This is a genomic window from Aequorivita sp. CIP111184 (assembly GCF_900489465.1).
Taxonomy (GTDB): Bacteria; Bacteroidota; Bacteroidia; order Flavobacteriales; family Flavobacteriaceae; genus Aequorivita.
The window spans coordinates 139253-153329 of record NZ_UEFQ01000026.1; the positions used below are offsets into that span (position 1 = coordinate 139253).

15 protein-coding genes are annotated in these 14077 nt (G+C 36.3%); 7 read left to right on the forward strand and 8 right to left on the reverse strand.

Annotated elements, in window-relative coordinates; genetic code table 11:
- Positions 1–51: 51 nt before the first annotated feature.
- Positions 52–609, reverse strand: a complete 558-nt coding sequence (locus AEQU1_RS12550) for a thioredoxin family protein (protein WP_111881636.1) — start codon at positions 607–609, stop codon at positions 52–54.
- A gap of 185 nt (positions 610–794) precedes the next feature.
- Between AEQU1_RS12550 and AEQU1_RS12555 the strand changes: the two genes are divergently transcribed.
- Together AEQU1_RS12555 and AEQU1_RS12560 are read left to right on the forward strand one after the other, a co-directional pair.
- On the forward strand, positions 795–1106 hold the full coding sequence (locus AEQU1_RS12555) for a phosphoribosylpyrophosphate synthetase (protein ID WP_111881638.1): 312 nt from the start codon (positions 795–797) through the stop codon (positions 1104–1106).
- The gene (locus AEQU1_RS12560; protein WP_111881640.1) at positions 1096–1434 is read left to right on the forward strand and encodes a tRNA-binding protein; all 339 of its coding nucleotides are present in this window, start codon (positions 1096–1098) and stop codon (positions 1432–1434) included. The genes AEQU1_RS12555 and AEQU1_RS12560 overlap by 11 nt, the downstream gene beginning before the upstream one ends.
- Positions 1435–1482: 48 nt before the next feature.
- On the opposite strand, the gene AEQU1_RS12565 is transcribed toward AEQU1_RS12560, so the two are convergent.
- Together AEQU1_RS12565 and AEQU1_RS12570 are read right to left on the reverse strand one after the other, a co-directional pair.
- Positions 1483–1869, reverse strand: coding sequence for a hypothetical protein (locus AEQU1_RS12565; protein ID WP_111881641.1), 387 nt, complete (start codon positions 1867–1869; stop codon positions 1483–1485).
- Positions 1870–1871: 2 nt separating this feature from the next.
- Positions 1872–2729 (reverse strand): TIGR02587 family membrane protein, encoded by an 858-nt coding sequence (locus AEQU1_RS12570; RefSeq protein ID WP_111881643.1) that lies wholly within the window; start codon positions 2727–2729, stop codon positions 1872–1874.
- Positions 2730–2883: 154 nt separating this feature from the next.
- Between AEQU1_RS12570 and AEQU1_RS12575 the strand changes: the two genes are divergently transcribed.
- On the forward strand, positions 2884–3393 hold the full coding sequence (locus AEQU1_RS12575; protein ID WP_111881645.1) for a DUF6265 family protein: 510 nt from the start codon (positions 2884–2886) through the stop codon (positions 3391–3393).
- A 7-nt stretch (positions 3394–3400) separates the two neighbouring features.
- Here the strand turns inward: AEQU1_RS12575 and AEQU1_RS12580 are convergent, their stop codons facing one another.
- The 5 genes from AEQU1_RS12580 to AEQU1_RS12600 form a co-directional block, all read right to left on the reverse strand.
- Positions 3401–5017 (reverse strand): SulP family inorganic anion transporter, encoded by a 1617-nt coding sequence (locus AEQU1_RS12580; RefSeq protein WP_111881749.1) that lies wholly within the window; start codon positions 5015–5017, stop codon positions 3401–3403.
- A 69-nt stretch (positions 5018–5086) separates the two neighbouring features.
- Positions 5087–6862 (reverse strand): mechanosensitive ion channel family protein, encoded by a 1776-nt coding sequence (locus AEQU1_RS12585; RefSeq protein ID WP_258455296.1) that lies wholly within the window; start codon positions 6860–6862, stop codon positions 5087–5089.
- Between the two features lie 142 nt (positions 6863–7004).
- Positions 7005–8597: an NAD(P)/FAD-dependent oxidoreductase gene (locus tag AEQU1_RS12590; protein WP_111881648.1), complete on the reverse strand. Its 1593-nt coding sequence runs from the start codon at positions 8595–8597 to the stop codon at positions 7005–7007.
- Positions 8598–8714: 117 nt separating this feature from the next.
- Positions 8715–9110 carry a PUR family DNA/RNA-binding protein gene (locus AEQU1_RS12595; protein ID WP_111881651.1) on the reverse strand — a complete coding sequence of 132 codons (396 nt, stop codon included), beginning with the start codon at positions 9108–9110 and terminating at the stop codon, positions 8715–8717.
- Positions 9111–9176: 66 nt separating this feature from the next.
- Positions 9177–10934, reverse strand: coding sequence for an ABC transporter ATP-binding protein (locus AEQU1_RS12600; protein ID WP_111881654.1), 1758 nt, complete (start codon positions 10932–10934; stop codon positions 9177–9179).
- Positions 10935–11053: 119 nt separating this feature from the next.
- On the opposite strand from AEQU1_RS12600, the gene AEQU1_RS12605 reads away from it, so the two are divergent.
- The 4 genes from AEQU1_RS12605 to yajC all read left to right on the forward strand — a co-directional run bounded on the left by AEQU1_RS12605 (position 11054) and on the right by yajC (position 14037).
- Positions 11054–12151, forward strand: coding sequence for a Glu/Leu/Phe/Val dehydrogenase (locus AEQU1_RS12605; protein ID WP_111881656.1), 1098 nt, complete (start codon positions 11054–11056; stop codon positions 12149–12151).
- Positions 12152–12236: 85 nt separating this feature from the next.
- Positions 12237–13181 carry a transcription antitermination factor NusB gene (nusB, locus tag AEQU1_RS12610; RefSeq protein WP_111881752.1) on the forward strand — a complete coding sequence of 315 codons (945 nt, stop codon included), beginning with the start codon at positions 12237–12239 and terminating at the stop codon, positions 13179–13181.
- A gap of 54 nt (positions 13182–13235) precedes the next feature.
- Positions 13236–13718: a DUF1573 domain-containing protein gene (locus tag AEQU1_RS12615; protein WP_111881658.1), complete on the forward strand. Its 483-nt coding sequence runs from the start codon at positions 13236–13238 to the stop codon at positions 13716–13718.
- Positions 13719–13746: 28 nt separating this feature from the next.
- Positions 13747–14037 (forward strand): preprotein translocase subunit YajC, encoded by a 291-nt coding sequence (gene yajC, locus AEQU1_RS12620; RefSeq protein WP_111881659.1) that lies wholly within the window; start codon positions 13747–13749, stop codon positions 14035–14037.
- The last annotated feature ends 40 nt before the right edge of the window (positions 14038–14077 follow it).

Sequence of the window (14077 nt, forward strand, 5' to 3'; positions counted from 1 at the left end):
ATATTCGGCAATAGGAATTTGAACAATTAAACAGTTAACCAATAAACCAATTCATTCCTTCCACTTAATATTACACCCAATACTTGGCTTTTGATCCTTTCGCTGTGGACTGTTACTAAGTACACTGTCCAACGCTTCGCGGAGATCACGACCGTTAGTGGGAATTCCATTTCCTGGGCGACTGTTATCTAATTGACCCCTATAAACCAATTTCAATTCAGCGTCAAAAAGATAAAAATCTGGAGTGCAGGCGGCATGGTATGCCTTTGCTACTTCTTGAGTTTCATCATATAAATACGGAAAAGGATAATTATTCTTTTGAGAAGTCCGCCACATTTCTGCTGGTGAATCTTCTGGGTAATTGATAACATCGTTGCTGTTTATGGCAACGAAACCGAAACCTGTTACTCGATAATCGTTGCAAACCCGAACAAGTTCTTCGTTTACATGCTTTACAAAAGGGCAGTGATTACAAATAAACATAACTACTGTTCCCTTTGCACCACGAACATCCTTTAGCGAAACAGCTTTGTTGGTAACTGCATCTATAAGGGTAAAATCAGGCGCTTTAGTTCCCAAGGAAAGCATTTTAGATTCTGTTCTGGCCATTTTCTTCTTTTCTATATCGGTTGAAAACAATGGTTTAAAGTTACAATTTTTGTGTGATTATTGGGCACTATAAAAAGCATCTATATAAATCGAAACGCATTAATTCATTCACTTTTCCTAAAGAATTTATAAAACTTTGTTGGTATAGAATAACTCCATTAACTTTAAAAAATAAACCAACTATTATGAAAAACTCATATTCATCACTATCAGTAGCAATTGAAGATTTACAAAATCACGGATTTACAGAAGATTTCAATCTTGTGGGAGAAGGCATAGAATCTAAAAATTTAAAGAAACAATGGAAGGCAGGCGAACTTGATATTATTAAATTCTATCGTTTTGAAGGTATGACCGATCCAGGAGATAATACCATCTTGTATTTAATAGAAACAAAGGATGGTGCTAAAGGTTTGCTTGTTGATGCATATGGTGCTTATCAAGGAGAAATTTCACCAGAAATGATTCAGAAATTGAAATTACACCATGACGAATAAGCTGTCTTGGGCGGATTTTGAAAAGGTAGAAATGCGAGTGGGAACTATACTAGAAGTGAATAACTTTCCAGAAGCTAGAAATCCTTCATACCAACTTTTAGTAGATTTTGGTGATGAGATTGGAAAGCGAAAAACATCTGCGCAGATTACTTCTCTTTACTCAAAAGAAGAACTATTAGGCAAACAAGTAGTGGCAGTTTTAAATTTTCCGAAGAAACAAATCGCTAATTTTATGAGCGAATGTCTTGTTTTGGGCGCTGTGGAAGGAAAAAATGTAACACTTTTGCAACCAGGGAAAACTGTAAATAATGGATTGCGAATTTTATAAATCCAATAGTTGAGTAATTTTTTTTTTAATAAAATAATTCAAAGAAACTCAGGGTGTTGTATACCCTACTACATGAGTTTTAAGTGAGCCTACTCTTGGATTTTTGTTAAAAGTAATCCATCCGTCTGCGGATGATTTACCAGGTAAAAATGAAAATGTGATTTCTGCTTTTTCTTGGTTTTCTCCATTTTCGGAAATAATCTCCACAACAACATTTTCAGCCGTAGCTGTTCCCTTATTAGTTGCTTTAATAGGTACTGCGTAGGCATCGTCTTTCTGGACTATTTCACCTAAAACAATACCGATATCAGGTTGTGTTCGCTCTTCATAAATTAATTGATATATCAAAAAGCCTAAAGTGAAAAATACTAATATTCCAGAGATGATAGTAATCAACCATTCCAACCAATTTTTCTTTTCTTTCTTTTTTTCCATAATTAAGTTTGAATAAGCAATCTGCCTGCGGAAGCGCCAAGGGCTGCGGGAAATCCCAGAACTACCGTTTCAGCAACTATTCCGTAAAGTGACAAACCGTCAAAACGTCCAAAAAACCAAAGCATAAATGCAGATGATGCAAGAGCCACGGCATACATTATAACCGTTCCAAAAACGACTTGTTTAAAATTATGTGGTTGTAGTACCGCTTCTTTTGCACCTTTAAAGTTGATATAATACAAAACAGCACCTCCAATGCCTATAGAGAGAAGGGCAATGAGAAGAAGTTTAAATATTTCTGCTTCTAATGCTATAACCATAACTTCATCTGTGGGTGCCACGTTTGATGCTATAAGAATAGCGCCACAAAGCGCAATATTTACCGAGCGTAATATATTTGGGTTTTTTGACCATTTGTTTTGTTCATCTTCATCTTTATCATTCTTTTCATCACCCTCGCTGCCTAGTTGCGATTTTCCGACAGAAATACCGATGGCTACTGTTACTGCTTCTACTATTATTTTTCCGCTTATTTCATTGAGCGACATATTTGGAGCCAAGCGGCCTGTAACCCAAAGAATAAATACGGTGAGTAAAAGCGCCATTCCCATTTCTTCTATAGATTCCTCTAGACCTTCTAAAAAGGAATGTTCCCGACGAATACCCACATAATGGTTATAAACCATTAGTAAAAACATCCCAACAATAAAATAGACGATTAATTGAAGCGAATTTGCAATAAAACCAGCCCACCACAGTTCCATGGTATAAAGCATGGGCAAACTGAATAGTAATCCACCTGTAATACCGCGGCCATAGTCTTTTAATGATTTATCAATTGATTTTACGGAAGTGGCCATTTTATAAGAAATAACACTTAAAGATAATCCAAATATAATCTAGAGAAATCAATAGAGTTGTGATAAATTTGTTAAAAGCTTGCCGTGCAATTATATTTTTAGAATATTTTAAACGCTAGATTTTTTATAAATTGCCGCTTCATAAATCCTTCACATGAAAAATCTTCTTATTTTATTTTTTATTCCCATAGTATTAAATTCCTGTAAAAATAATTCAGACGCAAAACAGTCAAAAACTGAAATTGCTGAAGAGAAATCTGAAAAAATTGATCAACTCCAATGGCTTTTGGGAACTTGGACCAATGAAAAGGGAGAAGAGTTTTCACAAGAAAGTTGGTCAAGGGAAAATGCTAATACGTTTACAGCGTTTAGTTTCACTCAAATTGCAGACGAAACTGTGTTTGCTGAGACTATGGTACTTGAAGAAAAAGCCGATACTTTATTATTAACTGTAGCAACTGCAAACCAAAACGAAGAAAAACCTGTTACTTTTAAAATGATTTCTTCTGATAACGGACAGTTTACTTTTGAGAATAAAAGCCACGATTTCCCAAAACGCATTACCTATTCCAATCCAGTTAAAGACTCTTTACACGCCTGGATTGAAGGAACGGTAAATGGTGAAGCCAAGAAAGTTGATTTCTATTTTAAGAGAAAAAACTAAAATCTATTTAAGCTTCCGCATCCAAGGTATCGGTAACTACATAATATCGAGGATCTTCAATAGAGTCTTCAATAATAGTTTCAAACTCGGGATTCCTCTTTAAGAGAAGTGCTTTGCAATCGGGGCTGAGGTGGGTTAGTTTTACTTGCTTTCCGCTATCAATATATTTATTGGCGATATTTCGAACTGCTTCAACTCCAGAATGATCTGAAATTTTAGATTCTATAAAATCTATTTCAATTGAATTTGGATCAGTTGAAACATCAAATTTACTGTTGAAAGCCGTAGTGGAACCAAAAAATAAGGGTCCCCAAATTTCATAAACTTTTGTTCCGTCTTCTTTAATACGTTTTCGTGCGCGAATCATAGTGGCACTTTTCCACGCAAAAACGAGAGCACTCATAATAACCCCCACAAGAACCGCAATGGCCAAATCCTGCCAAACCGTTACTGCCGAAACCGTAATTAAAACTATAGCATCTGCAACTGGAATTTTATGAAGAATTCTAAAACTGCTCCACGCAAAAGTGCCGATTACTACCATAAACATTACGCCCACTAAAGCTGCAATAGGAATTTGCTCAATTAAAGGGGCTCCAAAGAGTACAAAGCATAAAAGTGCAATTGCTGCCGTAGCACCCGAAAGCCTGCCTCTTCCGCCAGAACTAACATTTATAATGGACTGTCCAATCATTGCGCAACCACCCATTCCACCAAAGAGGCCGTTTAATATATTGGCACCACCTTGGGCAACACATTCACGGTTTCCACTACCACGGGTTTCGGTCATTTCGTCTATTAAATTTAAGGTCATTAGAGATTCAATCAACCCAACCGCAGCCAATAAAAATGCTGTGGAAATGATTAAATCCCAATGTCCGTTCAAAGTCTCTAAAAATCCAAAAATCTGGGTTTGGAACACAGGAAGTGAGCCCTTTAAACCACTTCCGCCACCCTCGCGAATAAATGAGCCAACGGTGCTAACATCAATACTTCCAAATATGGTGATACAGGCAACTACAACTATAGCGATTAGAGCTGCGGGAAGTTTTTTGGTAAGCTTTGGCAAGCCAAACATAATTGCCATCGTTAATCCTACTAATGCAAGCATTACCCAAAGATCGGGACCTGTGAGCCATTGTGGAACCGTGCCGCGACTTTCTTTAAAAAGGCCTAATTGGGAGAGGAAAATTACTATTGCCAAGCCATTTACAAACCCCATCATCACAGGATGTGGAATAAGCCGAACAAATTTTCCAAGTTTAAAAACTCCTGCCATAATTTGAATTGCGCCAACAAATAAAAGTGTTATAAAAAGCCATTGCAACCCGAGGTATTGAACAGGTTCCGTTAAAGTTAGACCAACTTCATTTCCTTTCTGAATTAAATGGACCATTACTACAGCCATTGCTCCTGTTGCTCCAGAAATCATTCCAGGGCGACCGCCAAAGAGTGCGGTTACAAGACCCATAATAAAAGCACCGTACAATCCCACCAAAGGGTCAATGCCAGCTACAAAGGAAAAGGCCACAGCTTCCGGTATTAAGGCTAAAGCTACGGTAAGTCCGGAAAGTATATCGTTTTTGGGGTTTTGGGTGAAGTTGAGAAGTGTCTTTGCTAGCATCATATTTGTTTAAAAAGGCGGCAAATATAAGGTTTTCGAAAATAACGATTCAATTATAAAACCTTAAACTTACTTTTCTTTCTTTTCGGTTTTCACATTAAAACTTGGAGCTTCATAATCCTTTGGTAAATAATCTGAGGGAACAGTCGTTGCATTTCCATCCCTTGCTGCACGGTAATGTGGTGATAATATTTCTATACCGCGCTCATTGCAAGCATCTTGTATATTTTGGTGTAAATCTGAATAAATTTTAGCTTGTTTATTCGCTTCACGAACATATGCATTAATCTGGTATGCCACATAAAAATCTTCCAGACTAGTTTGTAAAACGAAAGGTTGTGGTTCTTTTAAAATTAATTCTGTTCGAAGCGCAGCATCTATTAAAGTTTCGTACATATCTTTCCACGGCACATCATAACCAATGGTAACTGTTGTGTGAATGATCAATCCCTTGGCCGGCGCATCACTGCTGTAGTTAATTGTATGGCTGTTCATAACAGTAGAATTGGGAATGGAAATGATTTCGTTTTTAATGGTTCGCACACGGGTTACTAAGGATGACTTTTCAATCACATCACCCGTTACCTCACCAATTTTAACACGATCGCCAATAGTAAACAATCGCATATAGGTCAGTACCAGACCTGCAATAATATTAGAAAGCGACCCCGCTGAACCAAAGGTGAACAAAAACCCTAAAAACACGGAAACCCCTTTAAAAATAGGTGAATCACTTCCTGGTAAATAGGGAAAAATCACTACGAACATAAAGGCTATAACCAATATCCGAATTATCTGATAAGTAGGTGCCGCCCAGTCTGGATAGAAACCATTAAGAGTTAAATTCCCTCTCGCAACTTCATCCTTTAAAAAGCTAATTCCTTTCAAAATATATCTAAATACTATTACAATTACCACAATAGTAATTAGGTCTGGAAGATAATTCCAAAAAGATGTCAGCATATTTGTTAAGGGATCCAAAATATAGCCAAAAAGTGTGTCGGCAAATTGTTCCGTCCATGGAAATAGACCGAATAGTATGGGTAGTGCAATATAAACAGCCAGTAATATTACAAACCACTTTAAAATTTTATTTAAAAAGAGAAATGCACTTACTTGACGTTTTGCATCAAAAAGGATGTAGTTTTTTATCTTGATCCCTTGAATTTTTTTATTTTCCTGAGACTGAATTTTTTGAGCGCTCCATTTGAAAAACTTTGAAATATAAAAAATCAATAATATAATAATGATGAGTACTAATAACGCAAGCCCTATTTGTTTGGCAAGTGTAGAAAAACTGGTTGCGTTTTTATATTTTAGAACTGCTTCGGTTATTTTTTCTTTGTATGTTTCCGCAAGTTCCTTTTTGGATATATCGTTCCAAAGAGCATCGTTTTCGGTGACGCTCATAATTATCCTTTCCTCTAAAACAATGTCAACAGAAGTTTCGGCATCTTCAATTTTTAATGAATTGGGGCCAAATTTAAAATTGTCGGAAAGTTTTTTGATTCTGCTGGAAATAATATCTGCCCGTTCTTTGGGAGAAAAGCTACCCAGTTTAGTGTAGAGAACAAATAAAGTGTCATTAAAAAAACCAGATACAGGAAAGCCTTTAGTTGTATTTTTTAAGGAATCTATTTTTGCTTTTTTATCAGCGAGGCGTTTAACTTCTTTTTCGTTTAGGGCAATCAGCTGCGCTTGTAATTCTTCTTTTTTAAGATTGTCGGTAGTTTTTAATGCGTCAAGTTGCGCTTCCAACTCGCTTTTTCTAACAGAATCAGCAACACGTTGACGTTCAATTTCCGAAAGGCGTGTGTTGTAGTTTTCCAAGAGTGCAATATTCACAGAATCCTTTTTTATAGAAATTGTGTCTTGTTGTGAAAAACAAAATGTTATCGAAAAAAAAATTATTAGAATTACTAAGCTCTTTTTTAACTGATCCATAGCATTAGATTTTGGGCTAAAGTAATCAAAAACAATATTATAATTATTTGCTTTTAATTTCCTTAAAAATCTTCCAAGACCCAAATTTCAGAATGGCAGTAGCGCATAAAATGCCGGAAAGCATAGCGCCGGCAACACCTACTAGTGTGATATCTTGGCCTGTTATAAACAATCCTTTTATTTTTGTCTTTGGCCGTAAAAAAGAAAGCTTAAAACGTTCCGGTGAATGCGCCAATCCATAGATTTCGCCACTTTTATAATTAGTGAAGTTTTCTGTTGAAAGCGGGGTTGAAACTTCGGAGGCAACTATGTTTCCTTCAATTTGAGGGAAGAATTTATAGAGCACCTTTAACATTTCGACTTCAAAATTCTTTTTAATTTTAAGATATTCTTCACCGCGCTTCATCCAATCGCTGTCTTTATAATTTTCAAACCAATCCATATTTGCTATTGAAATAGCTTGAATAGTTGACGTATTTGGGTTGTTTTTTTCCCATTGCGGGTCTTTGGCAGATGGGAAGGAGATGTATGCAAAATTTTCAGGAGCATTTTGCAGTGTAGCTTCATCAAAAATTTTATCGATACCATCGTGTTTATAATACCAAAGATTGTGTTTTGGAAGATTCAAGGCTTCGCTAGATTTGTTTAAACCTAGATATAGGCAAATATGAGCACTTGCTGGCTGCACATTTTTTAAATTGAAGTTGCAAGTTTTGCGATCTGCTTCAGATAGTAAATGATTAAAGGTGTTATTGACTCCCACATTGCTTATTACACTTTTGCAGGGAATAAATTTTCCGTCAATTTCGATTCCCTTAACTTGTTTATTTTGGGTTATAATTTTATTCACATCGGCATTTATAAAAACTTTGCCTCCGTGCGCTGTAAAAACTTCCAATGTCTTTTTGCAAATTTGATCTGCGCCGCCAATAGGGTAGTAGCCACCTTCCAGAAAATGGCCAATTACCATTGCATGCGCTCCAAAACTACTGTTTTTGGGTGAAAGCCCATAATTACCGCATTGTGCGCAGAGTACGGCTAGCAACCGTTCGTTTTTTGTGATTTCACTTAAAACCTCTCGCGTGGTTCTTTGCGAAAATTTTGAATATCTATTTTTAAAAATCCAACCAACTGATTTGCTAAACCAAGGCTCAAATACTTTTTCAAAAAAGAAAGCACTACCGCGTTTATTGGCTGTCTCTATCAATTTTACATAGGCATTAATCGCCACTTCTTCCTCGGGAAAATAATTGAGTAGTTGTTTTCTGAAGTCTTCCTTTCCAGCTTTGAATTTATATTCAGTGCCTTCAATATTTGCTACATCATAAATTTCACCCATAGATTCCCAAGCTAGGTTTCCATCGGTCAAAAAATCAAAAAAATCGCGAAGGGAAGAATCTTCCGCCATATTGCCAACATAATGAACCCCAACATCCCATTGAAACCCGTCCTTTCTCTTAAAACTATGAGTAAAACCGCCTGGAACGTAATGTCTTTCAAAAATTGCAACTTTTTTTCCAGCCTTGGCAAGCCAAGTGGCAACAGTTAATCCGCCCATGCCACTGCCAATCACAATATGATCAAATCCTGAAAAATCTAGATTGGGTTTGTAGGGTTGGTATAATTTATTTTCCATGGAAAAAATTTGTTGTGTTGGATTTTAGAAACGAAAAATAAGCAAAGTATTTGAGCTTAAAAATAAAAAAACCGGCAACAGTTTTAGCTGTGCCGGTTGTTTATTTTGAATTAAAACTTATATATCGTCAAATTCTATATTGGTAAAATTACTTGTGTCTGTTTCGCTATCTTCTGAAGTAGTTTCGGCAGCCATTGGCATATCGTCCGTTTCCTTTTTGTAATCTTTTTGATGGCGTTCGCTAATTACTTCTTCGCCTTTTTCATCAATTACATAGTTTATCATTTCATCCAAAGTATCTTTAAACTCACTGAAATCTTCTTTATAAAGATAAATTTTGTGTTTTTTGTAATGGTAGGAACCATCATCATTTGTAAATTTTTTGCTCTCAGTAATGGTAAGGTAAAAATCCCCTGCCTTTGTGGACCTTACATCAAAAAAGTAGGTGCGTCTTCCGGCGCGCATAACTTTTGAAAAAATCTCTTCTTGCTCCATCGTATAGTGGTCACTCATAATTTCTGTTTTTTAGCTTACGTTTTGCCAAAAATCCAAAAAAAAACCAAACCAGCCAAAGTAAATTTACATTTCTTTTTCCAAAAGCTGTTTTGCGTAGAGTTCCTTGTAATAGCCTTCGGTATTTACCAATTCATTATGCGTTCCGCGTTGTATGATTTTTCCTTCTTCAAGCACAATTATCTTAGTTGCATTCTTAACAGAAGAGATTCGGTGGCTCACAATAATAGTGGTTTTTTCTTTCGAAATTTTATGTAGATTTTGAAGTATTTCTTCCTCGGTTTCAGTGTCTACGGCTGAAAGGCAGTCGTCAAATAACAAAATCTGAGGATCTTTTATAATTGCACGCGCAATAGAAACTCGTTGTTTTTGCCCGCCGCTTAAAGTGATTCCGCGTTCGCCCAAAATAGTGTCATAGCCTTTAGTAAAACCTATAATGTTTTTGTGAACTGCAGCAAGTTTGGCAGCTGCTATCACTTCTTCTTCAGAAGCTTTTTCTTTTCCGAAACGAATATTGTTTCTGAGGGTATCGCTAAAAAGAAATGAATCTTGAGGAACATACCCGATACTGTCACGCAAATCTTCAAGATTTAGGTTTCGTATTTTAGTATCATCAATTTTGAGCATACCTTCGTCAACATCGTATAGTCTTCCTATTAACTCCAAGATGGTAGATTTTCCTGAACCTGTGTTTCCAACAATAGCTAAAGTTTCGCCGGGTTTTACGGTGAAGGAAATATTTTTAAGCGCCGTTATTCCCGTATCTGGATAGGTAAAAGTGAGATCGTTGAATTCAATATTTCCATCCACCGGCGTACTTTCATCCACTAAATTTTGAATGGAAGGCTCGGTTTTTAAAAATTCGTTTATTCTTTTTTGTGAAGCTTCAGCTTGTTGCACCATGGAGGTTACCCAACCTACAACAGCAACGGGCCAGGTTAGCATGTTTACATAAATCAAAAATTCTACAATAGTTCCAAATTCTGCAATCTCTCCACTTATATAACGCGTACCTCCAATGTAAATAACTAAAATGTTACTAACGCCTATTAAAAGCATCATCAGGGGAAAAAATAGGGCTTGAACTTTCGCCAAATCTATATTTTTCACTTTACTGCCTTCAGCAAGTTCTTCAAAATTTGCGTTGGTTCGTGGCTCTATTCCGTAAGCTTTTATCACTGCGATTCCACTAAAACTTTCCTGTGTAAAGGTGGTAAGTTTAGAAAGGTATTGCTGTACGATAGTAGTTCGGTGGTTAATGAGTACGCTTAATTTATAAATTGCGATGGAAAGAATGGGCAAAGGAGCAATTGCATATAGAGTTAAAGTTGGTGCTTTGTAAAACATATAACTTACTACCACGATAAAAAGTGTAACTGTAGTTATGCTATACATCAACGCAGGACCAACATACATGCGTACTTTAGATACGTCTTCACTAATACGATTCATTAAATCGCCTGTGCGGTTTTGTTTGTAGAACCCCAAAGAGAGTTTTTCGTAATGTTGAAAAATTTCGTTTTTAAGGTCGTATTCCACATAACGGGAAACCACGATAAATGTCTGCCGCATCATAAATGTGAACAAACCCGAAAGCAGCGCCGCGCCCAGTAACATTAAAATATTGATAAGCAGTTCATGCTGAACAATTGAAATATCGGTTATTTGCCCATTTAAATATTGCTTTACGGCAGTTACCGAATCTCCCACTTTCATAGGTACTACCAGCTTAAAAGCCGTTGCAATGATGGTTATGAAAACGCCCAATAATAGTCGTCCTCTATATTTTATGAAATATTTATTTAGGTATTTTAATTCTTTCATTCCGAAAAAAACATTATTTTTAAAATTCTTAAATTAACAGCTGATATTTTGTGAAATTGACAACAAAAAGTTATTTTTGCACCGCCTTTTTAAAGGATGAACAAAATAATTAAAAAGCTATGATAACTGAGGTAATCAATACAAAAGAACTTCATAAAATGGACCCAGTTTTTGGGCAACTTTCTTTTGACAATCACGAACAAATCGTTTTTTGCAACGACAAAGATACTGGTTTAAAAGCAATAATTGGTATCCACAATACGGTTTTGGGGCCCGCTTTGGGAGGAACAAGAATGTGGAACTATGGCAGTGAGTGGGAAGCGTTGAATGACGTACTTCGTCTTTCACGCGGAATGACTTATAAAAGCGCAATCACGGGGCTTAACCTTGGTGGTGGAAAAGCAGTTTTAATTGGTGATGCAAAAACACAAAAAACCCCTGAGCTTATGTTGAAGTTTGGTGAGTTTGTAAACTCATTAGGCGGAAAATATATTACTGCAGAAGACGTTGGAATGGCAACTTCTGATATGGATTTGGTAAGAACGGTTACTCCTTACGTTACTGGTATTTCAGAATCAAAAGGTGGTGCCGGAAACCCTTCTCCAATTACAGCTTACGGTGTTTTTATGGGAATGAAAGCCGCTGCAAAATACACGTTTGGAAGCGATGTGCTTGAAGACAAAGTGGTGTATGTGCAGGGAATTGGAAACGTAGGTGAAGCTCTAGTTGAAAACCTGAGCAATGAAGGGGCCAAAGTTTATATTTCCGACATCAACCAAGAGCGTTTGGAAGAAGTTCGCGATAAATACAGCGTAGAAATTTATGGTGGAAACAACATTTATGCGGAAAAAATGGACATCTATGCTCCATGTGCTTTGGGTGCAACTATAAATGATTTTACCATCAATCAATTGAATACAAAAATAATTGCTGGTGCAGCAAATAATCAATTGGCAGAAGAGCAGAAGCACGGAAAAATGCTTCGTGAAAAAGGGATTGTTTACGCTCCAGATTTCTTGATAAATGCTGGTGGAATTATAAACGTTTATGCTGAACTTGAAAATTATGACCGAAAGGAAATAATGCGCAAGACTGAAAATATTTATAATACTACGCTTGAAATTTTGAAAAAAGCTGAGCTAGAAAATATTACAACTCATCAAGCAGCATTTAATGTGGCACAAGCCAGAATTGATGCAAGAAAAAACGAAAAATAGGTTTCGATTTTTTTAAAACACTATCTTTGCAACGCACAGGAAATTCTTGTGCGTTGTTACTTTAAAAAAGTTCTTTCAAAAAAATATGCTTACAAGAAGACATATCCGAGTAAAAGTTTTGCAGTCCGTTTACGCTTATAACCAGTGTACAAACCCAAATATTGATTCACAGGAAAAATTTCTGCTTCATAGTATAGACCAGATGCAGGACCTCTACTTATTAATGTTGCAGCTACTTTTGGCGCTTCAGGAACAAGCGGATAGTTTTCTTACTAGATCCCAAAAGAAACATCTTGCAACGGCTTTGGAAAAAGACCCTAGCCGCACTTTTGTCGAAAATAAGTTATTGCATGTAATTGCAAACAACACTACTTTTTCTGATATAATTGAAAAGAAAAAACTAAATTACTGGCATTTGGACGGGGAATATGTGAATATCATTTTCAACGAGCTACGCCAATTGGAGTGGTATAATGATTACCTATCTCAAAAAGAAACTACCTATAAAGAAGACCAAAATTTTGTAATTAAAGTTTTTAAGGAAGTAGTTGCCCCCAACGACAAGATTTACGAATATATTGAAGACAAACGCCTTACGTGGGTTGATGATTTTCCAATAGTAAACACGGCCATTGTTAAAATGCTGGGTAAGCTTTCAGAAAAAAATGCTTCTTCGCTTTTGGTTCCCAATCTTTATAAAAATGATGAAGATCGCGATTATGCACTGCAGCTTTTCAGAAAAGTGATTCTTAATGAAGATAAATTGAACGCCCAAATAGAAGGAAAAACCCCAAACTGGGACCAAGACCGTATAGCCGATGTGGATTTGATTATTTTAAAAATGGGCATCGCTGAATTTTTATATTTCCCTTCAATTCCTGTTAGGGCCACTATCAACGAATACTTGGAGGTTTCCAAAGAATATTCAACTCCAAAAAGCAGCATATTCGTCAACGGAATTTTGGATAAAATTGTTAAAGAATTTTCAGAAAACGGTAAACTGAATAAAATTGGACGAGGGCTTCAATAAAAGCAAAAAAATACATACTTTTGGCGTGCTAAAAACCTAAAAATTTTAAATACCATGAAAAAATCAGTTTTAATAGTAGCAATACTATCTGTTTTTGCCTTTTCTTCTTGTAAAGACAATGCTGCAGACAAAGTAAACGAGGAAAATGTTGCCACTGCCGCAGATCGTGATGCAGAGTCTGGTAAATTCCCAACCATCGCTTTTGAAGAAAGCCAATTCGATTTCGGAACTATCGACCAAGGAACGCCTGTTGAGCACATTTTCAAATTCAAAAACAACGGGGAAGCTCCATTGATGATAGTAAACGCAAAAAGTAGCTGTGGATGTACTATTCCAGAATATACTAAAGAACCAGTTGCTCCAGGTGAGTCAGGTGAGTTATTGGTAAAATTCAACGGAAGTGGTCAAAACCAAGTAAGTAAAACAGTAACTCTTACAACCAATACCAAAGCTGGAACCGAAACTTTAACTATTAAAGCTTTCGTTACTCCTAAAGCAGGTGGTGCCGCTCCAATAAAAACCCCAACATCCAAATAATAAATTTTTTGGATCACTAAAAATTACTATGGAACAAATACAAAGTTTTTTACCGATAATATTATTGTTTTTGGTGATGTATCTATTTTTGATACGTCCACAAATGAAAAAAGCCAAACAGGAAAAACAGTTTGCCGCCCAACTTAAAAAAGGTGACAAAGTAATTACTACTGGAGGGATACACGGTAAAGTTTTGGAGCTTAATGAAGATGGAACCTGTATTATAGAATGCGGGGCCGGAAAAATAAAGTTTGAAAGAGCAGCCATTTCTATGGAAAGAACTGCAAAAATCAATGCTCCCGAAAAAGAGAAGAAATAGTAAATTGTTCCTTGTTTAAATAAAAACTCCCTCACTATTT